This is a genomic window from Verrucosispora sp. WMMA2121 (assembly GCF_027460185.1).
In the GTDB taxonomy this organism is placed as follows: Bacteria; Actinomycetota; Actinomycetes; order Mycobacteriales; family Micromonosporaceae; genus Micromonospora; species Micromonospora palythoicola.
Window position 1 is genome coordinate 183,681 of record NZ_JAPZBH010000004.1, and the last position, 24,698, is coordinate 208,378.

23 protein-coding genes are annotated in these 24,698 nt (G+C 72.4%); 12 read left to right on the plus strand and 11 right to left on the minus strand.

Features of this window, described 5'->3' with window-relative positions:
• Positions 1-9 precede the first annotated feature (9 nt).
• Positions 10-840, plus strand: a complete 831-nt coding sequence (locus O7605_RS01435; RefSeq protein WP_332317112.1) for a nucleotidyltransferase family protein — start codon at positions 10-12, stop codon at positions 838-840.
• A gap of 361 nt (positions 841-1,201) precedes the next feature.
• Positions 1,202-1,489: an Lrp/AsnC family transcriptional regulator gene (locus O7605_RS01440; RefSeq protein WP_269737535.1), complete on the plus strand. Its 288-nt coding sequence runs from the start codon at positions 1,202-1,204 to the stop codon at positions 1,487-1,489.
• Positions 1,490-1,537: 48 nt separating this feature from the next.
• Here the strand turns inward: O7605_RS01440 and O7605_RS01445 are convergent, their stop codons facing one another.
• The 5 genes from O7605_RS01445 to ctaE form a co-directional block, all read right to left on the minus strand.
• The gene (locus tag O7605_RS01445; RefSeq protein ID WP_269737536.1) at positions 1,538-2,215 is read right to left on the minus strand and encodes a DUF4142 domain-containing protein; all 678 of its coding nucleotides are present in this window, start codon (positions 2,213-2,215) and stop codon (positions 1,538-1,540) included.
• A 164-nt stretch (positions 2,216-2,379) separates the two neighbouring features.
• The gene (gene qcrB, locus O7605_RS01450) at positions 2,380-3,999 is read right to left on the minus strand and encodes a cytochrome bc1 complex cytochrome b subunit (protein ID WP_269737537.1); all 1,620 of its coding nucleotides are present in this window, start codon (positions 3,997-3,999) and stop codon (positions 2,380-2,382) included.
• Complete coding sequence (qcrA, locus tag O7605_RS01455; protein ID WP_269737538.1) at positions 3,996-5,081, minus strand: cytochrome bc1 complex Rieske iron-sulfur subunit; 1,086 nt, start codon at positions 5,079-5,081, stop codon at positions 3,996-3,998. The genes qcrB and qcrA overlap by 4 nt, the downstream gene beginning before the upstream one ends.
• An 11-nt stretch (positions 5,082-5,092) precedes the next feature.
• Positions 5,093-5,932, minus strand: coding sequence for a cytochrome bc1 complex diheme cytochrome c subunit (gene qcrC / locus O7605_RS01460; RefSeq protein WP_269737539.1), 840 nt, complete (start codon positions 5,930-5,932; stop codon positions 5,093-5,095).
• A 76-nt stretch (positions 5,933-6,008) separates the two neighbouring features.
• A complete protein-coding gene (gene ctaE / locus O7605_RS01465; protein WP_164449244.1) occupies positions 6,009-6,608 on the minus strand; it encodes an aa3-type cytochrome oxidase subunit III in 600 nt (199 codons plus the stop codon).
• Between the two features lie 108 nt (positions 6,609-6,716).
• On the opposite strand from ctaE, the gene O7605_RS01470 reads away from it, so the two are divergent.
• The 4 genes from O7605_RS01470 to O7605_RS01485 all read left to right on the plus strand — a co-directional run bounded on the left by O7605_RS01470 (position 6,717) and on the right by O7605_RS01485 (position 9,722).
• Positions 6,717-7,715: a cytochrome c oxidase assembly protein gene (locus tag O7605_RS01470; RefSeq protein WP_269737540.1), complete on the plus strand. Its 999-nt coding sequence runs from the start codon at positions 6,717-6,719 to the stop codon at positions 7,713-7,715.
• A gap of 174 nt (positions 7,716-7,889) precedes the next feature.
• Positions 7,890-8,285, plus strand: a complete 396-nt coding sequence (locus O7605_RS01475; protein WP_269737541.1) for a hypothetical protein — start codon at positions 7,890-7,892, stop codon at positions 8,283-8,285.
• An 84-nt stretch (positions 8,286-8,369) separates the two neighbouring features.
• Positions 8,370-9,416, plus strand: coding sequence for an anthranilate phosphoribosyltransferase (gene trpD / locus O7605_RS01480; RefSeq protein WP_269737542.1), 1,047 nt, complete (start codon positions 8,370-8,372; stop codon positions 9,414-9,416).
• Positions 9,417-9,524: 108 nt separating this feature from the next.
• Entirely contained in the window at positions 9,525-9,722 is a 198-nt protein-coding gene (locus O7605_RS01485; RefSeq protein WP_269737543.1) for a hypothetical protein, read from the plus strand.
• Positions 9,723-9,791: 69 nt separating this feature from the next.
• On the opposite strand, the gene O7605_RS01490 is transcribed toward O7605_RS01485, so the two are convergent.
• Positions 9,792-10,220, minus strand: a complete 429-nt coding sequence (locus O7605_RS01490) for a cytochrome c oxidase subunit 4 (protein WP_269737544.1) — start codon at positions 10,218-10,220, stop codon at positions 9,792-9,794.
• Positions 10,221-10,230: 10 nt separating this feature from the next.
• Positions 10,231-11,202, minus strand: a complete 972-nt coding sequence (gene ctaC / locus O7605_RS01495; RefSeq protein WP_269737545.1) for an aa3-type cytochrome oxidase subunit II — start codon at positions 11,200-11,202, stop codon at positions 10,231-10,233.
• A 193-nt stretch (positions 11,203-11,395) separates the two neighbouring features.
• Here ctaC and O7605_RS01500 point away from each other — a divergent pair, with 193 nt between their 5' ends.
• On the plus strand, positions 11,396-12,547 hold the full coding sequence (locus O7605_RS01500; protein ID WP_269737546.1) for a cysteine desulfurase family protein: 1,152 nt from the start codon (positions 11,396-11,398) through the stop codon (positions 12,545-12,547).
• A 2-nt stretch (positions 12,548-12,549) separates the two neighbouring features.
• Positions 12,550-12,780, plus strand: a complete 231-nt coding sequence (locus O7605_RS01505; protein WP_269738668.1) for a sulfurtransferase TusA family protein — start codon at positions 12,550-12,552, stop codon at positions 12,778-12,780.
• A gap of 66 nt (positions 12,781-12,846) precedes the next feature.
• Here O7605_RS01505 and O7605_RS01510 read toward each other — a convergent pair whose 3' ends face one another.
• The 3 genes from O7605_RS01510 to O7605_RS01520 all read right to left on the minus strand — a co-directional run bounded on the left by O7605_RS01510 (position 12,847) and on the right by O7605_RS01520 (position 15,743).
• On the minus strand, positions 12,847-13,824 hold the full coding sequence (locus O7605_RS01510) for a carbohydrate kinase family protein (protein WP_269737547.1): 978 nt from the start codon (positions 13,822-13,824) through the stop codon (positions 12,847-12,849).
• 259 nt (positions 13,825-14,083) lie between these two features.
• Entirely contained in the window at positions 14,084-14,452 is a 369-nt protein-coding gene (erpA, locus tag O7605_RS01515) for an iron-sulfur cluster insertion protein ErpA (RefSeq protein ID WP_093401225.1), read from the minus strand.
• 151 nt (positions 14,453-14,603) lie between these two features.
• Positions 14,604-15,743: a glycerate kinase family protein gene (locus O7605_RS01520; RefSeq protein ID WP_269737548.1), complete on the minus strand. Its 1,140-nt coding sequence runs from the start codon at positions 15,741-15,743 to the stop codon at positions 14,604-14,606.
• 68 nt (positions 15,744-15,811) lie between these two features.
• Here O7605_RS01520 and nadA point away from each other — a divergent pair, with 68 nt between their 5' ends.
• The 4 genes from nadA to O7605_RS01540 all read left to right on the plus strand — a co-directional run bounded on the left by nadA (position 15,812) and on the right by O7605_RS01540 (position 23,882).
• Positions 15,812-16,987, plus strand: a complete 1,176-nt coding sequence (gene nadA, locus O7605_RS01525; RefSeq protein WP_269737549.1) for a quinolinate synthase NadA — start codon at positions 15,812-15,814, stop codon at positions 16,985-16,987.
• Positions 16,988-17,214: 227 nt separating this feature from the next.
• Positions 17,215-18,570: a UDP-N-acetylglucosamine 1-carboxyvinyltransferase gene (gene murA, locus O7605_RS01530; protein WP_348650813.1), complete on the plus strand. Its 1,356-nt coding sequence runs from the start codon at positions 17,215-17,217 to the stop codon at positions 18,568-18,570.
• Between the two features lie 79 nt (positions 18,571-18,649).
• Entirely contained in the window at positions 18,650-19,255 is a 606-nt protein-coding gene (locus O7605_RS01535) for a DUF3043 domain-containing protein (protein ID WP_269737551.1), read from the plus strand.
• A gap of 448 nt (positions 19,256-19,703) precedes the next feature.
• Positions 19,704-23,882: a WG repeat-containing protein gene (locus O7605_RS01540; RefSeq protein WP_269737552.1), complete on the plus strand. Its 4,179-nt coding sequence runs from the start codon at positions 19,704-19,706 to the stop codon at positions 23,880-23,882.
• A gap of 284 nt (positions 23,883-24,166) precedes the next feature.
• Here the strand turns inward: O7605_RS01540 and O7605_RS01545 are convergent, their stop codons facing one another.
• A complete protein-coding gene (locus O7605_RS01545; protein ID WP_269737553.1) occupies positions 24,167-24,691 on the minus strand; it encodes a quercetin 2,3-dioxygenase in 525 nt (174 codons plus the stop codon).
• Between the last annotated feature and the right edge of the window lie 7 nt (positions 24,692-24,698).

The following is a 24,698-nucleotide window of genomic DNA, read 5'->3' on the forward strand; positions in this document are numbered from 1 at the left end:
GCTGACGGCATCTGCGCGGTGGTGCTCGCCGCCGGCGAGGGCACCCGGCTGCGTCCACTCACCGAACGGGTACCCAAGGCGCTCTGCCCGGTGGGCAACGTGCCGCTGCTGGACCGGGCGCTGGCCCGGCTCGCCGGTCTCGGCCTGACCGGCCCGGCCTCGGTCGCGGTGAACGCCTGCTACCTGGGCGACCAGGTGGTGCGGCGGGTGGGTGCGCGGGCGCACCTGTCGGTGGAGCCGGGCAGCCCGCTCGGCACCGCGGGCGGCGTGGGGCGGCTGCGGGACTGGATCGACGGCCGCGGCGTGCTGGTCGGCAACGCCGACGCCTACCTGTCCGACCCGGCGACCCCACCCGGCCCCGACATCGCCGCGCTGCTGGCCGGCTGGGACGGCGAGTCGGTGCGCCTGCTCGGGCAGCCGGCCGCCGACCCGAAAGCGCCGGGCACCTTCGACGGGCACGTCTTCACCGGTTTCTCCCTGTTGCCGTGGCGGCTGGTCCGCGACCTGCCCGCCACCTTCGGCGACCTGGTACGCGCGGTGTGGCGTCCGGCCGAGGCCGCCGGCCGGCTGACCGTGGTCGGCTACCGGGGCACCTTCATCGACACGGGCACCCCGGCCGACTACCTCGCCGCGAACCTGCACGCCGCGGGCGACGGCTGCCTGATCGATCCGACGGCCACCGTCACCGGTCACAGTCGCCGGTCCGTCGTCGGCGCGGGCGCCACCGTCAGGGGAACGGTCACCCGCTGCGTGATCTGGCCGGACGCCCTCGTCGACAGCGACGAGGACCTGCGCGACGTGATCCGTGTCGACGCCGACCTGACCGTCCCGGCGGCCTGATCCGGCAGATCAACCACCGGACGTCACCGTGGGTAAGGATCAGGCCGGTCGCCCCCTTCTCCCCCGCCGCCTTTGCTCTGCTTCACCATACGCAAAAGTCACCCTCCGCAAACCGGCGGCAGCGATCATGGCAACGTCGTGTTGATGTCGCCGCTGCAAGACGGCCATTGCGTCGGTTGAAGCAGAGCAAAGCGTCGGCATAGGAGACTGGTCGGGTGGCGTCGGACAGGAACCACCGTCACTCTACGTACTAGTCACCGAGAGTTGTCGTCCCCGATGGAGCGACGGATCGCCACAGCGCACCGCATCGGCACCGCACGACTAGCATGGGCTGCGAAGCCGACGAACGGAGAACCCTCCAGTGATCACCGCGATCGTGCTGATCGACTGCGCCACCGACTCGATCCCCGAGGTGGCCGAGGCACTGGCCAACCTGCCGGGGGTGAGCGAGGTCTACTCGGTGGCCGGGCACGTCGACCTGATCGCCATGGTCCGGGTCCGCGAGTTCGAGGAGATCGCCCAGATCATCGCGGGCAGCATCTCGAAGGTGCCCGGCGTGCTCAACACCGAGTCGCACATCGCCTTCCGCGCGTACTCCCGGCACGACCTGGAGGAAGCCTTCGCCATCGGGCTGGGCAGCACCGACTGAGCCGGCCCACCCCAACCGGGGTGGACCGGCTCGGCTCGTACCGCCGGGTCAGCTCTGCTGCGGCACCGGGGTCTCGGTGACGGTGCCACCGGGGACCGGCGCCTCCTCGGTGAAGGTCTCACCCGGGGTCGGCGTGGTGCCGCCCGGAGCCGGGACGGTGCCACCCGGGCTGGCCGTGCCGCTCGGGCTGGTCTCCGGGACCGGGATGCCGAGTTCCTCGGCCAGCATCACCAGGGCGTCGTAGTGCGCCTGCAGGACCGGCAGCGCGGTCTGCGCGAGCTGGACCACCTGCGGCTCGGTGCCCTGCGAGATCTCCGTCTGGGTCGCCTGGATGGCCTGGACGTGGCCGGCCAGTTCCTGGGTCACCCAGAGCCGGTCGAACTCCTCACCGCTGGCGTTGTTGAGCTGGTCGAGACCGGCCTGCTGTTCCGTGGTGGGTTCGCTCGGCAGGTCGACGTTCAGCTGTCCGGCCAGCTCCTGCACCGACTGGTCCAGTTCGGTGTGGTCCGTGACGAACTGCTGCCCCAGCTCCTTGACCTGCTGGTTCTGGCCCTTCTCCTGGGCCAGTTCACCGGCGGCGATCTCGTACAGGTTGACCTGGTGGACCGCCTGCAGGTACTGGGTGTCCTGTTCCGACGGCTGCGCCGCCGCCTGCGCCGCCGCGGCGGGTGCGACCCCCACCAGCACCAGCGCGGCCAGCAGGCCGAGGCGTTTGATACCCAACATGCTTCCTCCCCGTTGAGACGTTGGACCGCACGGATACCCGGCTGACCGGGGTTATTCCTGCGATCCGCGACGGCGGGGAAGCGGTGACGACGTCCGGATGCGGTGAAACGGGCGTGGCGCCCGCCGGAGCAGGTCCGACGGGCGCCACGTCACGTTGCGACGGATCAGGGGCGGGTGTCCCCGCTGGTGATCTCCTCCCGCTCCGGCCGCGGCTCGACCGGGGGGTGCCCCGGCGAGACCGGTGCCTCGGCCGGCCGCTCGATCGGGTAGAAGAAGCCCCGGATGGCCGGGCCGAGGGCACCGAGCCGGTTCATCTTCTTCGGTACCACCCAACCGGCGTAATCCAGCTCGCCGTGCCCGTCGGACCCGCCGAGCGGCTGGTGCACCTCGACGAACCGCCCGTCCGGCAGCCGCCGGATGATGCCGGTCTCCACGCCGTGCGCGAGGACCTCCCGGTCGTGCTGTTGCAGGCCGAGACAGATCCGGTAGGTGACGTAGTAGGCCAGCGGCGGCAGCAGCAGCAGACCTATCCGGCCGGCCCAGGTCATCGCGTTCAGGCTGATCTGGAACTTGTCGGCGATGACGTCGTTCGCGCCCGACAGGGTCAGGATCACGTAGAACGTGAGGGCCATGACGCCCAGGCCGGTGCGGAACGGGACGTCGCGGGGACGCTGGAGCAGGTTGTGGCTGCGGTAGTCCTTCAGGTGGCGGGCCTCCATGAAGGGATAGAGCAGGGATATCGCCACCAGGATGCCGGGTAGCACCACTGTCGGCCAGAACAGCGGCGGGATCACGTAACCCTCACCGATGGGTATGGTGATCTCCCAGTCGGGCATCAACCGGGTCGAGCCGTCGAGGAACATGACGTACCAGTCGGGCTGGCTGGCGGCCGAGACCACCCACGCCTCGTACGGACCGAACAGCCAGACCGGGTTGATCTGGAACAGACCGCCCATCAGCGCGATCACGCCGAAGACGACCATGAAGAAGCCGCCCTGCTTGATCGCGTAGCGCGGGAACATCCGCTCGCCGACCACGTTGCCGTTGGTCCGGCCCGGCCCCGGCCACTGGGTGTGCTTCTGCTTGAACACCAGGCCCAGGTGGACGGTGATCAACGCGACAAGCAGACCCGGGATGAGCAGCACGTGGGCGATGAAGAACCGGCTGATGATGATCGTGCCGGGGAACTCGCCGTTGAAGACCGCCGCGGTCACCCAGGAACCGATCACCGGGATGGACAGCATGATCGCCGAGGCGATCCGCAGGCCGGTGCCGGACAGACCGTCGTCCGGCAGCGAGTAACCGGTGAAGCCGGCCAGGAAGCCGACCCAGAACAGCAGCGAGCCGATGATCCAGTTGGTCTCCCGCGGCTTGCGGAACGCGCCGGTGAAGAAGACCCGCAGCATGTGCACCACGATCGCGGCCATGAACAGCAGCGCCGCCCAGTGGTGCATCTGGCGCATGATCAGGCCGCCGCGGACGTCGAAGGAGATGTCCAGCGTCGAGGCGTACGCGGCCGACATCGGCGTGCCCCGCAGCGGGGCGTAGCTGCCGTTGTAGATGACCTCCGTCATCGCCGGCTCGAAGAAGAAGGTCAGGAAGACCCCGGTCAGCAGCAGGACGATGAACGAGAAGAGCGCGATCTCGCCGAGCAGGAAGGACCAGTGGTCCGGAAAGACCTTGTTGAGCAGTCGGCGCAGCGGGGTCGCCACCTGGAAGCGGTCGTCGACCGCTCGGGCGGTGTTGCCCGGCACCGCTGCCACGTCAAACTTTCGCCGCTTCACGGCCGCTCCCAGAAGTCGGGCCCGACAGCCTCGGTGTAGTCGGACGTCGCCACGAAGTAACCCTCAGCGTCCACCTCGATGGGCAGTTGAGGCAACCGCCGGCTGGCCGGACCGAAGATCGGCTTGGCGTTGTCGGTGATCAGGAACTGTGACTGGTGGCACGGGCAGAGCAGCCGGTTGGTCTGCTGCTCGTACAGGCTCGCCGGGCAGCCGGCGTGCGTGCAGACCTTCGAGTAGGCGGCGTAGTTGCCCCACATGTAGCCACCGTGTCCGGCCCGCTCGTTGTTGCGCCGCGATTCCACGGCGTCGTCCTCGCGCAGGTGGATCAGCAGGGTGGGCGAGTCGGCGTACCGGTTGCTCACCCCGTGCTCCACGCCCGGGAAGACGGTGATCTGACCACCGGCGCTGATGTCGGCCGGCCGGATCGGCCGACCGTCCTCGCGGACCAGGCGGATCTTCTGACCGTCCCGGGGGGCGAACCCGGTGGTCAACATCTGGTCGTCCTTGTGCGGGTCGGAGATCAGCCCGCCGACCAGCGGCGCGGCGGCGACGGCACCGACGGGCAGCAGACCGGCCAGCAGCGAGACGCCGAGCAGCGGCCGACGCTTCACGCCCAGCTCGTCGGCCATGTACGCCATGGTCTCGCCGGTGATCCGCTGGTCCTCGGCGGGCGGGGCACCCTCGTGCCGATCCTGGATCGACACCTCCTTGGGCAGCAGCTTCTTGCCCCAGGTGAGGATGCCGAAGCCGATGCCGAGCAGGGCGACGCCGAGGGTGACGCCGAGCAGCGGGGTGTAGAGCTTGTCGCCGCCGCGACCCGGCTCGTACTCCCAGGGCCACCAGATGTAGATCGCCAGGAAGGCCGTCGCCGCCAGCCCGGTCAGCAGGAAGAAGCCCGCGACCGTGCGGACCAGTCGCCGTTCGGCCTTGGTGCCCGGGGCCACCTGCGGCTCGTAGTGGACGATCTCGATGTCGTCGCGCCGAGCGCCTTCCCGGACGATGTCGAACCGGCTGAGCCGGGGGTCGTTCACGTCGAGCGGTTCCCCGCCCGGCAGCGTCGGCTGCCCGGTCTGGCTGCTCATGGTCCCCCCGCTCACGACTTGCCCGCGATCCACAGGCTGGCGAAGACCAGCGCGACGATACCGACGAGGAAGATCGCCACCCCCTCGGTGGAGGGTCCGTACCGGCCGAGGTTGAACAGGCCGCCCGGGTCGCCGTCGTCCTTCAGCGTCTGCTGGATGTAGGCGATGATGTCCGCCTTCTGCTCCGGCGTGATCTGGTTGTCACCGAAGACCGGCATGTTCTGCGGACCGCTGAGCATCGCCGCGTAGATCTGCCGGTCGGTGGCCGGCCGCAGGCTCGGCGCGTACTTGCCGGAGGAGAGGGCACCGCCGCCACCGCTGAACGCGTGACACTGCGAGCAGTTGATCCGGTAGAGCTCGCCGCCGATCGCGACGTTGCCGTCGGCGTGCAGGTTGTCGCCGGCCGGCACCACCGGGCCACCGCCGAGTTCCTGGACGTACGCCGCGAGCTGGTCGATCTCGTCGCGGGTGAACACCTCGGGCTTGCGCGCCGCCTGGGCCTCCTGCCGCGCCATCGGCATCCGACCGGTGCTCACCTGGAACTCCACCGAGGCGGCACCGACGCCGATGAGGCTCGGCCCGCGCCCCTCGACTCCCTGCGCGTTGCGACCGTGGCAGCTCACACAGCTCACGTCGAACAGCGCCTTGCCGTCGGCGGCGGCGCTGCTCAGCGGCGGGTTCTCCTGGGCGGCGGCGCCGGGGGCGAGCACGGTGTAGGCGCCGCCGGCCAGCATCAGCGCGGCGACCAGCCGGACCGCAGCACCCAGCCGGCGGCGGCCCCTGCTGGGCGCCCCGGGCCGCCCGCGCAGCCGCGCGAACAGACCGCGTCGGCGGTCGTTGTGAGAAGTCATGACCTGTGTCCTTAACCGGTTGGACCTTGTGTTGCGGGGGGTGGAGCAGCGGCAAGGCGGCTGGTGCGCGCCAAGATCACTGAAGCCAGTAGATCATGGCGTAAAGCGCGATCCACACGACGTCGACGAAGTGCCAGTAGTACGACACCACGATCGCCGAGGTGGCCTGAGCCGGGGTGAACCGGCCCATGGTGGTGCGGATCATGAAGATCACGAAGGCGATCAGACCACCGGTGACGTGCAAGCCGTGGAAGCCGGTGGTCAGGTAGAACATCGACCCGTAGCCGTCGCTGTTGATTTTGACGCCGTGGTGCACCAGCTCGCGGTACTCGTTGAGCTGGCCGAGCACGAAGATCAGGCCCATCACGAAGGTGATCGTGAACCAGCGCCGCAGCGCGTGGACGTCACCCTTCTCGGCGGCGAACACGCCGAGCTGGCAGGTCACCGAGGACAACACCAGGATCACCGTGAAGGTGGTCGCGTACGGGATGTTGAGGACCTCGGTGTGCTCCGCCCACTGCTCCGGTGCCGCCGCGCGGATGGAGAAGTACATCGCGAACAGCGCCGCGAAGAACATGAGTTCGCTGGAGAGCCAGACGATCGTCCCGACGCTGACCATGTTCGGCCGCGTCAGAGAGTGGATCCGGCTCTTGTCAATGGCTGGGGCCGCAGTCACGCGGTCATTATTGCCGTTCACCACGGCCGGCGATCAGCGGGGGGTGAAACCCGGGTCGGTAGTGGCCCGATCGGTACCGTCCGGTTCGCCTGACCTAGGCTGATTGGTGTGCTGCACGTCGATCCGATCTCCCTGGCCGCCGCGACCGCGCCGCTGCTCACCACGGCCGCGACCGGCTCGGCCGCCACCGAGGTGACGACGAGCGCCGGGAGTCTGGCGGCCCCGGCCACTGTGCCGCCGTTCTCCATCACCGCCGTGTTCACCGAGGCGCGGCTGGACAGCTGGCTCGCCGTCGGCCTGGTCCTCGCGGCCGGCCTCTACCTCTACGGGGTGTACCGGCTGCGGCTGCGTGGGGACCGCTGGCCGATCACCCGGACCATCTTCTTCCTCGGCCCCGGCCTCGGCGGCATCGCCTCGGTGACGGTCAGCGGGCTGGAGACGTACGACACCACGCTGCTGTCGGTGCACATGGTGCAGCACATGGTGCTGTCCATGGTCGCGCCGATCTTCCTGGCCCTGGGCGCGCCGGTGACCCTGGCCCTGCGCACCGTGCCTTCCGGCCCCCGCAAGCGGCTGCTCGCGGTGGTGCACAGTCGCATCGCCCGGATCTACACCTTCCCGCTGGTGGCGTTCGCCATCTTCGTGGTGAACCCGTTCGCGCTCTACTTCACCGATCTGTACCGCTACACGCTCGAACACGCCTGGGCGCACGAACTGGTGCACGCGCACTTCATCATGACCGGCTGCGTCTTCTTCTGGCCGCTGCTCGGGCTGGATCCGCTGCCCGGACGCTGGCCGTACCCCGGGCGGGCGCTGCTGATGCTGCTGTCGGTGCCGTTCCACACCGTGCTCGGGCTGACCATCATGCAGAGCACCACCCTCTTCGGCGGCGACTGGTACCCCTCGCTCGGGCTGAGCTGGGCCGACCCCTGGGAGGACCAGGTGCTCGCCGGCGGCATCCTGTGGGCCGGCGGCGAGTTCGTCAGCGTGACGATGCTCGCGGTCCTGGTCGTGCAGTGGATGCGGCAGGCCGAGCGGGAGGCCCGCCGGATCGACCGCGAGCTGGACCGCCAGGAGGCCCGCCGACGGGCGGAGTCCACCGCCTGAGACCAGCCCGGCGGACCGGCCGGGGCGGCGTGTCACGGGCACCACACCGGCCGGTACGATCGGCCACGCAGCTAGGAAGTGGGAGCCGTTGGGAGCCATGAGCGAGCACAGCGAGCGGGTCACGCTCGGTGCGATGGCACCTCAGGACGGCACGAGGCGAAGCGGAGTGTCGGCATGAGTGACCGTCTGTGCACCGTCCTGCTCTACAGCGACGACCCGCAGGTACGGGACCGGATGCGGCTCGCCGTCGGCACCCGACCCGCGGCCGACCTGCGAGTCGAGTTCGTCGAGGCGTCCAGCTACGCCGAGTGCATCCGACTGGTCGACGACTACGAGATCGACCTGATGCTGCTCGACGGTGAGGCCACCCCCGGCGGCGGCATCGGCATCGCCCGGCAGATCAAGGACGACCGCGACGACGCCCCGCCGACCTGCGTGGTGATCGCCCGCGCCGCCGACCGCTGGCTGGCGTCCTTCGCCGAGGTCGACGCCACCCTGGTGCACCCGCTCGACCCGGTCACCACCGCCGCCACGGTGACCGAGCTGCTGCGCACGAGCGCACCCGCCTGACGTCCCACTCCGGCACCGCCACGGCGCCGGGCGAGCCGGCGCCGGTCCCGTCCCACCCGTAACCGTCTGCTCGGGAGGCCCGCCATGGGCGATCGGACCTGGCCACACCTGCTCACCGCGCTGCTGCGTGGCGAGGAACTGTCCGCCGCCGACACCGCCTGGGCGATGGGCGAGATCATGTCCGGGTCGGCCGCGCCGGCCCAGATCGCCGGCTTCGCCGTCGCGCTGCGGGCCAAGGGCGAGACCCCGGCCGAGGTGACCGGGCTGGTCGAGGCGATGCTGAGCCGGGCCGTCCCGGTCGAGCTGCCCGAGGAGGTACGCGCCGAGGCGCTCGACGTGGTCGGCACCGGTGGCGACCTCGCCCACACGGTGAACATCTCCACGATGACGGCGCTGGTCGTGGCCGGGGCCGGCGTACGCGTGGTCAAGCACGGCAACCGGGCCGCCTCGTCCTCCTGCGGCACCGCCGATCTGCTGGAGTTCCTCGGCATCCCACTTGATCTCGGGCCCGAGCAGGTGGCCCGGTGCGTCGCCGAGGCCGGCATCGGCTTCTGCTTCGCCGCCCGGTTCCACCCCGGCATGCGCCACGCCGGTCCGGTCCGCCGGGAGCTGGGGGTGCCGACCGCGTTCAACTTCCTCGGCCCGCTGACCAATCCCGGCCGCCCCCGCTCCGGAGCCGTCGGCTGCTTCGACGCGACGATGGCGCCGGTGATGGCGGCCGTCTTCGCGGCCCGGGGCGACTCGGTGCTGGTGATGCGCGGCGAGGACGGGCTGGACGAGTTCACCACCGCCGCCGCGACCCGGTTCTGGATCGCCCAGAACGGGGCCGTCAGGGAGACCGTGGTGGACGCGGTCGACCTCGGCGTACCCCGGGCCACCCTCGCTGAACTGCGTGGCGGCGACGCGGCCCACAACGCCGACGTGGCCCGACGCCTGCTCGCCGGCGAGCCGGGGCCGGTGCGCGACGCCGTCCTGGTCAACGCGGCGGCGGCGCTGGCCACCCAGGGTCCGCTGGACGGCGACCTGACCGAGGCGCTCCGCGCCGGTCTGGGCCGGGCCGCCGAGTCGATCGACTCCGGCGCGGCCGCCCGCACCCTCGACCGCTGGATCGAGGTCACCCGCACCGCCTGACCTCGCCCGTGCCGCGCGGCGCGGCACGTCGGAGGGTCGTGGGAAACTACAACCGAGTAGTTCCGGCGATGTCCGACGATCGGCCGCCCCGAGCGAAAGGAGAGGTCCGTGTCGGAGCGCGAGCTTCACTGCGACATCTGCGGCAGCATCCAGCCGTTCGAGGCACCGCCCTGTGTCGACGGCCACGGCGCCGACTGCCCCGAACGAGCCTGCGCCGGCTGCGGCGCGGCGATCATGATGTTCGTCAGCACCGCACCGCGCCGGTCGACCCGCCGCCGGGCGGCCGTCCACCACCGCGCCGCCTGAACCAACCCCGCCCACTCCACGACGACAGGGCCCGCCCCGGTGGGGGCGGGCCCTGTCGCGTTGCGAGGCTCAGTGCTCGGCGGTACGCCGAGTGCCGCTGTAGTACTCGAACAGCAGGCCGCAGGCGGCCAGGATCACGGCCACCGCACCGAGGCCGAGCAGCCAGAACTGCCAGAACACCAGGCCCAGGCCGGCGATCGCGGCGGCCAGGGCCAGGCCGAACGGCCAGTAGCTGCCCGGGCTGAAGAAGCCGATCTCACCCGCTCCGTCGGCGATCTCGGCGTCCGGGCGGTCCTCCGGGCGCAGGTCGATGCGGCGGGAGACGAACCAGAAGAAGCCGCCGCACATCGCGCAGAGCAGGAACGACAGCAGCAGGGCCACGGTGCCGATCCACTCGACCCGACCGTCCGAGTCGGCCCACGTCCAGCCGCCGTAGAGGACGGTCGCGAAGAGCAGGAACCCGGCGATGATCAGGAAGATACGCCACTCGGTCTTCATGCCGGTTGCCTCAGCTTCCCGTGCCGGCCGGAGCGGTGTCCGGGTTGAAGTTGCTCTCGTCACGCCGCGTCTCGAACGGCCTCGTGGTGACCGCGTACGGCTCCTCGCCGATGGAGGTCAACGCCTCCTGGGTCGAGGCGCCGCCCTGCTTGGCGGCGAGGAAGCGGTCGAAGTTCTCCGGCGAGACGACCCGCAGCTCGAAGTTCATGAAGGCGTGGTAGCTGCCGCACAGCTCGGCGCAGCGCCCCACGTAGGCCCCCTCGGTCTCCAGCGAGGAGACCTCGAACACGTTACGGATGCTGCCGGGGAAGACGTCCCGCTTGAACAGCATCTCCGGCACCCAGAAGGAGTGGATGACGTCGCGGCTGGTCTCCTCGAACCGGATGGACCGGTCGGTCGGCAGCACCAGGATCGGGATGACCTCGCTGGTGCCGAGCACCGACGCGGTGGTCTCGGCGTCGACGCCCTGGCCGTCGCGGTAGTTGAACTGCCAGTTCCACTTGAAGGCCACCACCTCGACGGTCACGTCGGGGTTGTTGGTGGTCTTCACCACGTCGGTCTGCACCACGGCGGTGTAGTAGAAGAGCACCGAGACGATCAGCACCGGCGCGATGGTGTAGAGGAACTCCATCGGCAGGTTGTAGCGGGTCTGCACCGGCAGTTCGTTGCCGCGCTTGCGGTAGCGCACGATGCACCAGAAGATCAGGCCCCAGACGAAGAAGCCGACCGCGAGCGCCGCGACGCACGAGGCGATCCACAGGTCGTACATCCGTCGGGCCTCGGGAGTGATGCCGCCCTGCGGCCAGCCGAAGCCGCCGAACGCCGCTCCGACGTCACAGCCCGTGAGCAGGACCAGCAGCGCCGCCCCACTGAATCCGAGCCCGGCGAGACGCCCGGCACGCCGCCCCCGCCGCCCACCGGCTCGCGAGGATGCGCTGTGCCGTACGGCCGTCGGCCGTACCTCCGAACTCCTTGCGACCACCTGGTCCTGCCTCCCTAGCGCGCCGCGGTGTCCTCGTTTCGGCCGGCTCCGCCGAGCGGAGCCGCCGCACCGGCGGCAAAGGCGTCACCGACGGTCGCAGATTACTCGACCATGACGGGCTGGACCCGGTTGGGGTCGTTGTCCGCACCCGACGGGGGATCGGGTGCCGACCGGGGCGCTAGCGTGGGCAGACGTGACTGCCTCCCCCGTCTACCTGGACGCGGCCACCGCCGCGCCGCTGCATCCGGTCGCCCGGCAGGCGCTGCTGGCCGCGCTCGACGACGGCTGGGCCGACCCGGACCGGCTCTACTCGCCGGCCCGCCGCGCGCGTCAGTTGCTCGACGCCGCGCGCGAGGCCACGGCCGAGACGCTCGGCGTACGCCCCGACGAGCTGTCCTTCACCGCCAACGGCACCACCGCCGCGCACGCCGCCGTGCTCGGTGGCCTGCGGGGACGCCGGCGGGCCGGCCGGGTGCTGGTGCACTCGGCGATCGAACACTCGGCCGTGCTGCACGCCGCCGAGCAGCACGTCGCCGGCGGCGGCACGGCCGTCGAGGTGCCGGTCGACCGCCTCGGCCGGCTGGACCTGGACGCCTGGTCGACGGCGGTCGCCGGGGCCGAGGTGGCGTCGGCCGCGCTGATCGCGGCCAGTCACGAGGTGGGCACCGTGCAGCCGGTCGAGGCCGCCGCCGCGGCCTGCGCCCGGGTCGGCGTGCCGCTCTACGTCGACGCCGCGCAGGTGGTGGGCCGGGTGCCGGTGCCGCCCGGCTGGTCGGTGCTGACCGCGAGTGCCCGCAAATGGGGCGGTCCGCCCGGCGTGGGACTGCTCGTGGTGCGCAAGGGCACCCGCTGGGAGTCGCCCTGGCCGACCGACGAGCGGGAATCGGGGCGTACGCCGGGCACGCTCAACCTACCGGCGGTGGTCGCGGCGGCGGCGAGCCTGCGGGCGGTGGCGGCCGACGCGGCGGCCCAGGCGGCGCGGCTGTCCGCGCTGGTGGACCGGATCCGGGCCCGGGTGGCGGCCGAGGTGCCGGACGTGGAGGTGGTCGGCGATCCCGAGCGCCGGCTACCGCATCTGGTCACCTTCTCCTGCCTGTACGTCGACGGGGAGGCGCTGCTGCACGCGCTGGACCGGCGGGGTTTCGCCGTCTCGTCGGGCTCGTCCTGCACCTCGTCCACCCTGCGCCCGTCGCACGTGCTGGAGGCGATGGGGGTGCTCTCGCACGGCAACGTCCGGGTCTCGCTGCACCCCGGCAGCACCGAGGCCGACGTGGAGCGTTTCCTCACCGAGCTGCCCGGCATCGTCGCCGACCTGCGGGAACAGGCGGGGGTGGTGGGGCTGTGACCATCCCCGACGACCAGCCCGACGAGGTGCTCGACTGCCTCGGCCAGCGCTGCCCGCTACCGGTGATCGCCCTGGCCCGCCGGCTGCCGGAGCTGCCGGTGGGCTCGGTGGTCCGGGTGCTCGCCGACGATCCGGCGGCGGCGGTCGACATCCCGGCCTGGTGCCGCATGCGCCAGCAGGAGTTTCTGGGCGACGCCCCCGGACCCGGCTACGACGTGCGCCGCTCCCGTTGACCGACCGGCACGGCAGTGGTGTGGGTGTCGAGCTGACAGCGCAGCCGGGTCACGGCCGGTGGGCAGTCAGCTGAGCAGGTGGGGGCGGATCTCGTCGGCGGCGTGGTCGCCGTAGGACTCGGCGAGGCGCTTGACGAAGGCGTCCCGGCGCACCTGGTACTCCTGGGTGCCGACGGTTTCCAGCACCAGCGTGGCGAGCAGCGAGCCCACCTGCGCGGCCCGCTCCAGCCCGACCCCCCAGGACAGCGCGGTGAAGAAGCCGGCGCGGAAGCCGTCGCCGACGCCGGTCGGATCGACCGCCTGGGTCTCCCGGGCGATCGGCACGTGAATCGTCTCGATCTCCCGCCCAGCGATCTCCACCCCGTGCTTGCCCAGCGTGGTGACCCGGATCTTCACCCGGTCCAGCAGCTGCGCGTCGGAGAGGCCGGCCTTGCTCTGCAACAGCGACTTCTCGTAGTCGTTGGTCATCAGGTAGTCGGCACCGTCGATCAGGGCCACCACGTCCTCGCCGGGCATCCGGGCGAGCTGCTGCGACGGGTCGGCGGCGAACGGGTAGCCACGCTCACGGCACTCGGCGGAGTGGCGCAGCATCGCCTCCGGGTCGTTGGCGCCGACCAGCACCAGGTCCAGCCCGCCGAGACGCCGGGCGACCGGGTGCAGCTCGATGTTGCGGGCCTCGCTCATCGCCCCGGCGTAGAACGAGGCGATCTGGCACATGTCGGTGTCGGTGGTGCACACGAAGCGGGCGGTGTGCGCGATCTCGCTGACGTGCACCGAGTCGCAGTCCACGCCGTGCCGCTCCAACCAGGATCGGTAGTCGGCGAAGTCGGCACCGACGGCGCCGAGCAGCACCGGTTGGAGACCGAGCTGACCCATGCCGAACGCGATGTTGGCCGCCACCCCGCCCCGGCGCAGCACCAGATCGTCCACCAGGAAGGAGAGCGAGACCTTGTGCAGCTGGTCGGCGATGAGCTGGTCGGCGAACCGACCGGGGAAGCTCATCAGATGGTCGGTGGCGATCGAGCCGGTCACGGCGATCTTCATGGCAACCCTCGGATTCGGCGGCGGAGCCCGGTCAGCCTACCGGCACCGCGATCCCCCGAGCGACCACCCGACGCCATCCCGCCCGCCCCACCCACCGACCCCACCCCGCACAGATGATCAAGAAGTTCTGGCCGCGCCGCTGCGCGTGTCGCGACCAGAACTTCTTGATCAACGCCGTTGGGCGCGGCGGCCGGAAGCGGAGACGCGGACGGCGGTACGGCCGTGAGGCCGTACCGCCGTCCGCGTGGCGAACCGGGGCTCAGCTGAAGGAGTCTCCGCAGGCGCAGGAGTTGCCCGCGTTGGGGTTGTCGATCGTGAAGCCCTGGGCGTCGATCCGGTCGGCGAAGTCGATGGTGGCGCCGGCCAGGTAGGGGGCGCTCATCCGGTCGACGACGACCTCGACACCGTCGTAGTCGGTGACGATGTCACCGTCGAGCGAACGCTCGTCGAAGAAGAGCTGGTACCGCAGGCCGGAGCAGCCGCCCGGCTGCACGGCGACCCGGAGTCGCAGGTCGTCGCGGCCCTCCTGCTCGATCAGGGCCTTGACCTTCTGCGCCGCGACGTCGGTGAGGACGACGGACGTGGGGGCCTTGGCCTCGGTCGACTCGGTCTGCGCTGGCGTGGTCACGTGGAATTCTCCCTGCGGCGCGTCGGTGTGGTCCTCCCCTGGCCAACGTCAGCCGCCGGTCAGCGATTCCCACAGTGGTCCAGTTTCTGATTGTAGGCCGCCGGTGGCCGCGGCACCCGGCGGCGTGACCAGGCACTCGGCGCGAACCGGGTCAGCGGCTCCACTGCCGGGCCAGCCGGGCGCCGAGCTCACGCAGCCCCTGCGCCGGGCGCTCCAGCGCGGCGGCCAACCCGCCGCGCTCCTCACCGCCGAAGTGCTCCACCAGGCTGTACGCGTCGGTCACCCCGACCGACGCCGCCTCGCGCCGCCCGGTGCTGACCTGCCCGGCGAGCACGACACAGGGTACGCCCCGGTCGCGCGCGGCCCCGGCCACTCCGGCCACCACCTTGCCGCGCAGCGACTGATGGTCGAATCGGCCCTCCCCGGTGACCACCAGATCGACCTCGTCGAGCACGGTGTCCAGTTCGACGGCCCGGCTGACCAGCCCGATGCCGGACTCGCACCGCCCGCCCAGGGCGAGCAGCCCGGCACCGACACCGCCGGCGGCGCCACCACCGGGCAGTGCGCCCAGCCCACTGGGGCAGCCGGGCAGGTCCCGCTCCAGCACCTCGGCCCAGCGCCCGAGCGCGGCATCGAGCAGCAGCACGTCGGCCCGGTCGGCGCCCTTCTGCGGGCCGAAGACGTTGCTCGCGCCGTGCAGCCCGAGCAGCGGGTTGTCGACGTCGGTCGCCGCGATCAGCCGGGCGTCCCGCAACCGGGGCGTCCCGTCGAGTTTCGCCGCCGCGGTCAGCGCCGCACCGCCGTACGGCAGGGCCGCGCCGGTGCCGTCCAACACCACCGCGCCAAGGGCGGTGAACATTCCCGCGCCACCGTCGTTCGTCGCCGAGCCGCCGAGCCCGACCACCACCGTGCGTGCGCCGGCCTCCACCGCGGCGGCGATCAACAGACCCAGGCCGTACGACGTGGTGGCCAGCGGGTCGCGCTCGGCGGCGGAGAGCAGGTGCAGCCCGCAGGCCTGCGCGCTCTCCAGCCAGGCGACCGCGCCCCCGTCGGTGAGCAGCATCTCACCGGTGACCGGGCGGCCCAGTGGATCTGTCGTCGGCACCGGCACCCGCTGGCCGGGCAGCGCCTCGGCGAGCACGTCGAGGAAGCCCGGCCCTCCGTCGGCCAACGGCCTGACCAGCAGGTCGTCGCCGGGTGCCACCTCCCGCCAGCCCTCCGCCACGGCGGCGGCGACCTGCGGGGCCGGGAGCGTACCGGCGAACTTGTCCGGGCAGAGCAGTACGCGCATGCCTGGCAGTGTGGCAGCCCACACCGGCACGGGCGGCAGGGCGGTCGTGCTGTGGGACCATGGAGGGCGTGACGTCGACCTGGGTTGAGCCCTCCAACACCGCCACTGCGCTGCTGCTCCTCGGCCGCGGCAGCGACCCCGCCACCGAACGTGGCGTGGAGTGTCCGGGTGACCTGCCGGCACCGAGCGATCCCGACCTGGTGGCCCGCGCGACGGCGGCCAAGGCCGCCCTCGGTGACCGGGTCTTCGTGCTGGGCCACCACTACCAGCGCGACGAGGTGATCCAGTTCGCCGACGTGACCGGCGACTCGTTCAAGCTGGCCCGCGAGGCCGCGGCCCGGCCGCAGGCCGAGTTCATCGTCTTCTGCGGCGTGCACTTCATGGCCGAGAGCGCGGACATCCTCACCTCGGACGCGCAGCAGGTGGTACTGCCCGACCTGGCCGCCGGCTGCTCGATGGCGGACATGGCCGCGCTGCCACAGGTCGAGAACGCCTGGGAGGTGCTCACCGAGCTGGGCCTGGCGGAGCACACCGTCCCGGTCACCTACATGAACTCCTCGGCGGACATCAAGGGCTTCGTCGGGCGCAACGGTGGGGTGGTCTGCACCTCGTCGAACGCGAAGCGGGCCCTGGAGTGGGCGTACCAGCAGGGCGAGAAGGTGCTCTTCCTGCCCGACCAGCACCTGGGCCGCAACACCGCCGTGCTGGAGATGGGCTTCTCCCTCGACGACTGCGTGCTGTACGACCCGCACAAGCCGGGCGGCGGGCTCACCGCCGAGCAGCTGCGCGAGGCGAAGATGATCCTCTGGCGCGGGCACTGCTCGGTGCACGGCCGGTTCACCCTCGACAGCGTCAACGACGTCCGGCAGCGGGTGCCCGGGGTGACCGTGCTGGTGCACCCCGAGTGCCGGCACGAGGTGGTGCAGGCGGCCGACCTGGTCGGGTCGACGGAGTACATCATCAGGACCATCGAGGCCGCCCCGGCCGGCTCCGCGTGGGCCGTCGGGACCGAGCTGAACCTGGTCCGCCGGCTCGCGCTGGCGCACCCCGACAAGCAGATCATGTTTCTGGACCGGGCGGTCTGCTACTGCTCGACGATGAACCGCATCGATCTGCCGCACCTGGTCTGGGCCCTGGAGGAGCTGGTCGCCGGGCGGGTGGTCAACCGGATCACGGTCGACCCCGACACCGCGCACCACGCCCGGGTGGCGCTGGACCAGATGCTCGCGCTACCCGGAGCCTGACCTCGACCGGGCCTCACGCTCAGTGACGTCCGGTGTACGCGAAAGTGCCGGATCACCGATAAATGCCCTCCGAGGCGGTGTGACCGGATCCATTCTCATCACGGAGGGCTATGCTGCCGGGCGACGACACACGTGGGCGCGGGCGTTTGCGCGCGGTCCCACCCCGGGTAGCGAGACCGGTGGTGTCCATCCATCGAAACGGCAGCACGCACGCGCTGGAGGTTGCGTTGACCGACGACATCCTGGTCGTACACGGAGGCACGCCGCTGCAAGGGCGGATCCGCGTGCGCGGCGCGAAGAACCTGGTCTCCAAGGCGATGGTCGCCGCCCTGCTCGGCGACAGTCCGAGCCGGCTGTTCGACGTGCCGAAGATCCGCGATGTCGAGGTCGTCCGGGGTCTGCTCGGGCTGCACGGTGTCAAGGTCACCGACGGCGACGAGGATGGCGAGCTGGTCTTCGACCCGGCCAACGTGGAGAGCGCCAGCACCGACCAGATCAACGTGCACGCCGGCTCCAGCCGGATCCCGATCCTGTTCTGCGGGCCACTGCTGCACCGCCTCGGGCACGCCTTCATTCCGGACCTGGGCGGCTGCCACATCGGGCCCCGGCCGATCGACTTCCACCTGCAGGCGCTGCGGGAGTTCGGTGCCACCGTCGAGAAGACCCCCGAAGGGCTGCACCTGTCCGCACCGAACGGGCTGCACGGCACCAAGTTCGCGCTGCCCTACCCGAGTGTGGGCGCGACCGAGCAGGTGCTGCTGACCGCGGTGATGGCCGAGGGCGTCACCGAGCTGCGCAACGCGGCAGTGGAGCCGGAGATCGTCGATCTGATCTGCGTCCTGCAGAAGATGGGCGCGATCATCAAGGTGCACACCGACCGGGTGATCGAGATCCAGGGCGTCCCGAAACTGCACGGCTACACCCACCGGCCGATCCCGGACCGGATCGAGGCGGCGAGCTGGGCGGCTGCGGCACTTGCCACCCGGGGTCACGTCGAGGTGCTCGGCGCCGAGCAGGCCGACATGATGACCTTCCTGAACGTCTTCCGTTCGGTCGGCGGCGAGTACGAGGTGACCGACACCCGTCCCCCTCGGCTGGGACAGCCGGGGCAGGAGGGCGGCATCCGCTTCTGGCACCCGGGCGGCGAACTCCAGGCCACCGCGCTGGAGACCGACGTGCACCCGGGGTTCATGACCGACTGGCAGCAACCGCTGGTGGTCGCCCTGACCCAGGCTCGCGGCCTGTCCATCGTCCACGAGACGGTCTACGAGCAGCGACTCGGCTACACCGAGGCGCTGAACTCGATGGGCGCGAACATCCAGGTCTACCGCGACTGCCTGGGCGGCACCCCGTGCCGCTTCGGCCGACGCAACTTCAAGCACTCCGCGGTGATCGCCGGCCCGAGCAAGTTGCACGCCGCCGACCTGGTCATTCCCGACCTGCGGGCGGGCTTCAGCCACCTGATCGCCGCGCTGGCCGCCGAGGGCACCTCCCGGGTCTACGGCGTCGACCTGATCAACCGGGGCTACGAGGACTTCGAGGCCAAGCTCGCCGACCTCGGCGCGCACGTGGAACGACCGTAGTCGGCCCGAGGCGCCACCCGCCGCGCGTTCGCCGCACCGCGATGTGCGGCGGGCGCGCGGCGTTGGCTACCCTTGCCGCGTGCCGTCGCTGTTTCGTCGCAAGTCCGCCGACCTCGCCGATCCCGCCACCGAGCCGCTGACCCCGGCGCAGGAGGAGGCGGCCGAGGCGGCTCGGTCCCGTGCCTACACCCCGGCCAAGGGCCGGGAGACGCCCAAGCGGCCCGTGACCGGGCGTCGACCCGCCGGGGCGACGAAGCCGCTGAGCAAGGACGAGGCGAAGGCGGTACGCCGGCAGCGTCGAGCCGAGGCGGCCGCGGAGTTCCGGCGGGAGGGTGGCCCACGCGACCGGGGGCCGGAGCGGCTGCTGGCCCGCAACGTGGTCGACTCCCGGCGTACCGTCGGCACCTGGTTCTTCGGTGGCGCGCTGGTGGTGCTGATCGGCTCGAACCAGGCGATGCCCCCGGTGATCCGGCTGGCCTCCAACCTGCTCTGGGGTGCGCTGGCGCTGGGCGTGGTCGTCGACTCGGTGCTCATCTCGCGCAAGATCAAGAAGCTGGTCCGCGAGCGGTTCCCGAAGTCCACCCAGCGGATGGGTTCGCTGTACCTCTACGCGATCATGCGGGCGATCACCTTCCGCAAGCTGCGTTCGCCGGAGCCACGGGTCGCCATCGGCGATCAGGTCTGACCGCGGGTCCGGCCCGCGCCGTACGCCCGGCCCGGCGACGAGCGGCTGACGGTGGGTGTGGCAGCGTCGGAAGTCCGATACCGGCATAGGGATAAATGTCCGGATCAATAGGATAACGTTTGGGTTGACGAGGGTGCCGCAGTGGCGGTGACCGAGCCCGCGCCGTTACCCTCCATGCGCAGCCATCCGGTGCCCGGACAAGCGATTTTGTCGGCCTCCGGGGTGCCCAGCGCGACCATTTCCGACGAGGTGACATCGCCGTGAGCGAGCGGACGCGAGCCGACCACCGGGGCGCGACCGTGAGCGGGCGGGCGCCGGCCCTGGGCTCCGGCACGGGCCGTGGTGCACGGCTCGGTCGTCGCGGTTCCGTCGGACGGGCTCCCGCGCCGCGTGTCGCGACATGCGGCGCCTGCCCGCGGCGTCCCGTCCGCAGCGACAGGTCCGAAGGATGAGTCGCGGCTACGCCGACCGGTGGCACGATCCCGCCGAGCCGTCCTGGGTCGTCGAGCCGACGAGCGAATGGCAGCCGCAGTTCCCCGGCCAGCGTTACCCGGGTGACATCGGTGTCGAGCACCAGCCACCGCCCCCACGAGGTCGGGCGAGCGCCGTCGGACGCGCCGAGGTGCCGCCGCTCGCGCCGACCCGGCCCGACGGCACCTACGTCGGCCGGTCCTGGGACGACGAGCCGGACGGCTGGCCGGGCCGGCACGACGTCCCCGACCGTCGACCCACCGGGAGCCCGAACGGTGCGCAACCGTACGAGCGGTCGGTGCCACCCGGCTCCCGGTCCGAGGGGCGGCGTTCGTACGACGATGCTCCCCGCAGCCGTGACGGGGTCGTCTGGTCGGACTTCGGGCCGCAGGCCTCGGGCGCCGGCGCGCCGCCGCGCCGCGACCGGCGTGACCCGGACCGGTACGTGGATCGCCGGGACCCGCGCGAGTCCGACCGACGCGACCCGGACCGCGCCCGCGACCAGCGCGATCCCGACCGGTACGCGCGACGCGACCCGCAGCGGTACGCCGGCCGGGAGCCCGAACGACGTGACCCGGATCGGCGCGACGACCGGTACCCGCGACCCGAACCGGAGCGACGGGGCCAGCGCGAGCCCGAGTCGTACCCGGATCGGCCGCGCCGCCGCGCCGAACCGACCGGCCGCGACGAGTACCGGCGTGGGACACCGGTGTCCCCGGCCGCCCGCCCGGAGCCCGGCTGGGTGGCGGAGACGGACGAGGAGCGTCGGCCCGCCGCCGCACACCGCCCGGCCGACGGCGTCGACCGCCGGCCGCCCGGGGACGTCTCCCAACGTCCCCGCTACCAGTGGAGTCACCACCCCGGGCAGCCGGCCCGCGCCGACGGCCCGGTGGTCGACGGTTACCGCGGTGACTTCGTCGGCGGCGGCGACCCGGACGCCGCGCCGTACCCGGACGGCTACGTCGACGACGAACCGGTCCGCACCGCGTCCGACGAGTGGGCCCGCCCGGACCGCAACCGCCGGTGGGGTGGCCCGCAGCCGTCGACGTCGGATCCGCAGGAGTACGGCGCTCCGCCGCGCGGCGACCTGCCCTGGCCGGCGCCCGGACCCTTGCGGCCGAGCAGCGGTCGGGACCATCGCGAGTACCAGCGGCCGACTCCGCAGGAGCGGGATGCCGACCGGCGGGCGGGCGGCCCACCGGACGGCCCCGAACCGGAGCGGTTCGTCGACCGGCCAGCCGCCGCGCTGCCCGACCCCGAGCGCCCGGTCTCCGGGGCACCCGACCAGGATCCGCGCCGCCGTCACCTGTCGGTGGTGCCGGACCATCCCGTCTCTCCCGCCCCGGAGCGGGACCGTCCCGTCTCACCCGCAGCCGGCCGGGCCCGGCCCGTCTCCCCCGCTCCGCAGCACCTTCAGCCGGGGGTCGACCCCGCGCCACACCGTCGTGCTGCCGCACCGGTCGAAGACCTGAAGCCGGACCGGGCACCGGTCGGCCGCCCCGACCGCAACCGGACCGACCTTCCCGGCCAGGACCGGGAACGGCCGGCGGCCGCCGCCGCTGCCGACCGGGCACCGACGGGGGACGCCGTCCGACCGGCACCGCTGCACCAGCACGAGGTACGTCCCGCGCCGTTGCACGAGCACCAGGTACGTCCCGCTCCCCTGCACGATCAGCCGGTCGTCGCCTCGCCACCACCGACACCGGCACCCTCGGTGGCCGCCGTACCACCCGTCGCTCCGCCCCCGGCCCGTCCGGTCTCCGCACCACCAACTCACCGACCGGTCTCCGCACCACCCACCCAGCCACCCGTACCCGCACCACCCAGCCACCGACCGGTCTCCGCACCACCCAGCCACCCCGCTGTGCCCGCACCGTCGGGGCGGATGTCCGGGGCCGTCGCCGATCCGGCACCGGTGGGACCGCCGCCGGGGGTGCGACCCGATCTCGCCGGCAGCTCTTCCGAGGTGCCGACCGCACCGCCGGCCCGCCAGCCCACCCGGTACGTTCCGCCAGCGCCCGAGCCGTCGACGCCCGGACCCACCCGTCCCCCCGCCGATGGTCCGCAGAGCTGGTTCGGGCCCACCACCGAGCCGCCCGCCGCGACGCAGGCCTCGTCCACCGCAGCGCCGCCAAGGGCGGAGCCCGCACCACCCGGCCCCGAGCCGCTCGCCGAACCCGTGTCGGCACCACCCGGCCCCGAGCGGCTCGCCGAACCCGTGTCGGCACCAGGCGGCTACGCCGCGCCGGACCGGCCGGTGCCACCCCACCTCGTACCGCCCGACGTCGCGGCGTCCGCGCCGCCGGTCTCGGCCCCTCCGGGCCCGGCACCGTCCGCACCGCCACCGCCCGATCGCCCGGCCGCCACACCACCGGCACCGGCGACCCCGGTCTCGGCACCGCCCGCGTCGCCACCGCCGGTCCCGGAGCCGCCGGTCTCCGCACCCGCCGCCGTCTCGCAGCCACCGGTCACCACGCCGGCTGCCGGGACACCGCCCACGGCGCCCCCGGTGTCGGCGCCGCCGGTCTCCGGGGCTCCCGGCGGGCCCGACCTCGGTGCGCCGGTCTCGGCCGTGCCGGTGTCGACGCCGCCGGCTCCCCCTCCGACCGGTGACCCTGAGCCAGCGGACGACCAGGCTCAGCTCGGTTACCCCACCGGGCCCACCGGCGCGGCGGACGGTGACACCCGGCGCTCCGGCGAGGCCGTCGAGGGTGCTGCCGGCACCGCGTCGGATGACGTCGGCAATGGCAGCGGCCCGGTCGACGCGATGCTCGACCCCTCGGCCGACTCCGGGCTCCCGGCCGCCGACGAGCCGGACGCCGCGGACGCGACCGACGACGAGCCGGCACCGGAACCACCGGCCGATCCCGAACAGGTGCTGGCCCGCTTCCGCTGGCGTCTCGACCCGGTGACCCTGCGGGAGACCGTCGACGACCCGGCGGAGCTGCGCGAGGTCCGGGAGCGGCTCACCGAGAAACTCGCCTCGGCGCTGGACAACCGGTCCCGCGCCCGGCTGCTGAGCCTGCGCGCGGTCGCCTCGCGGGTCCTCAACGACCTGGACGACGCGCTGGCCGACGGCCGGATGGCGCTGACCTACGCCGAGGCGACCGGTGAGTTGCGCCGGGCCGCGCTCGCCCAGGCCCGGCTGGCCCACGTCCTGCGCTGGCGGGGCGAATTCGCCGAGGCCGACCGGCTGTTCGCGGAGGCCAACTCGATCGAGCTGCCCGACCGGCTCCGCGCGGCGCTGCACGAGCACGCCGCCCGCTGCTGTTACGACCAGGGCCGGCTGATCGAGGCCTGCCATCACTTCGAGCGAGCTCTCGACCTGCGCGGCGAGCAGGACGCCGAGTTGCTGGACCGGGTCCGGACCGGCCTCGACGCGGTCGCCAGCCGAGCCGAGGAGGGCGGCTTCGGGCCGTACCCGCGCAGTTGGGACGAGGTGTTGGAGCGCGACCGCACTCCGGTGCCGGCGCGCGACGGCGGCCAGGGCCTGTGGGGCTACGCGGACGCCGAGGGCGACATGGTGGTGCCCGCCCGGTACGCGGAGGCGCAGCCGTTCCGGGACGGTCTGGCCTGGGTACGCGGACCGCAGACCGACCGCTGGTCATTGATCAACGTGGCCGGCGAGACGGTGCTCGAACCGACCTACCTGGCGGCTCGGCCGTTCTCCGACGGCCTGGCCTGGGTGGTGCGCGACGAGAGCGGTTGGCACGCCGTCGATGCCACCGGCACGGTGGCGGTGCCGCCCGGCTTCGCCGACGTGCGGCCGTTCCACAAGGGTGTGGCGGTGGTCCGTCGGGAGGGCTGGGGCGCCGTCGACCGCACCGGCCGGATCGTGGTCCCGACCCGCTACCACGGCTTCCACACCACCCTGGCCGACGGCCACCACGTCGACGGCTTCACCGAGGAGGGGCTGGCCGTGGTGGACCTGACGGGCCGCAAGGGCGTGGTGGACCGGAGCGGCCAGGTGATCGTCGCGCCGGCACATCCGGCGTTGCTGATCCACCCGGTCGCCTTCCTGGCCACCAACAGCGCCGGGAACTGGGGTGCCCTGGACCGGCGCGGCGAGTCGTTGATCGACCCGATGTTCCACCACCCGGGCGCGGTGGTCGCCGAGATCGACGGACTGCTCGCCGACGCCAACCCGGTGCTCTGAGGTCGGCGACCCGACCGCCTGGCGCCGCACGGCCACCGGCGGTCGCGTCCCGGCGCGGGATCAGGCCGACGCCACCGGCCGCGTCCGGGCCTGACCGGTCTTGGGTCCCACCCGGCACGGGTGGCGGCGTCCGGTGCGGGGACCCGGCACGCCCCGGCGGTGCGCGGAGGCGCCGGTGCCGGGAGTGCGCTCGTATCCGGGGATGCGGAGGACGGTCCTCCGGCGCCGCGCGCCGTCACCGGCGCTACCGGTCCTCGACCCCTCCGAACGTGCGCCCGAGGCGGTCACGGTACTGGCCGGTGGGTCGGTTGGTGGGCCGGGCCCGTCGGTTGGTGGCCGGGTGGCGGACCCAGCAGTTCGATCCCGTGCCGCGCGGAGGCGTGCCCGAGCGCGGCCGGGTCGACCGGTGCCGGGTCGGGCAGCCGACGCTCCGCCGCCGGCACCCCGACCTCGGCGACGTACTCCTCGAAGCCGGCGGGGGTGGTCAGTTGCAGCACCCGCAGCGGTTCGTCCGGACCGACCACGAAGGTGTGCGGCAGGCCCGCCGGTAGCAGCACGAAATCGCCGGGTGCGGCGGTCAGCACCGCGTCGTCGCAGTAGAACGTGGCGGTGCCGGACAGCAGGTAGAACATCTCGTCCTCGACCTGGTGCCGGTGCAGTGGCGGGGCGAAGCCGGGCGGGTTGACGAACTCGACAGCGGTGAGCCGACCGCCGGTCTGCGCGCCGGCCGCCTTGACGGTGACCAGGTTGCCCAGGAACCAGTACGCCTCCCCCTCGTCGGGCCGACGTACGAACGGATGGACGGACATGGGTGCC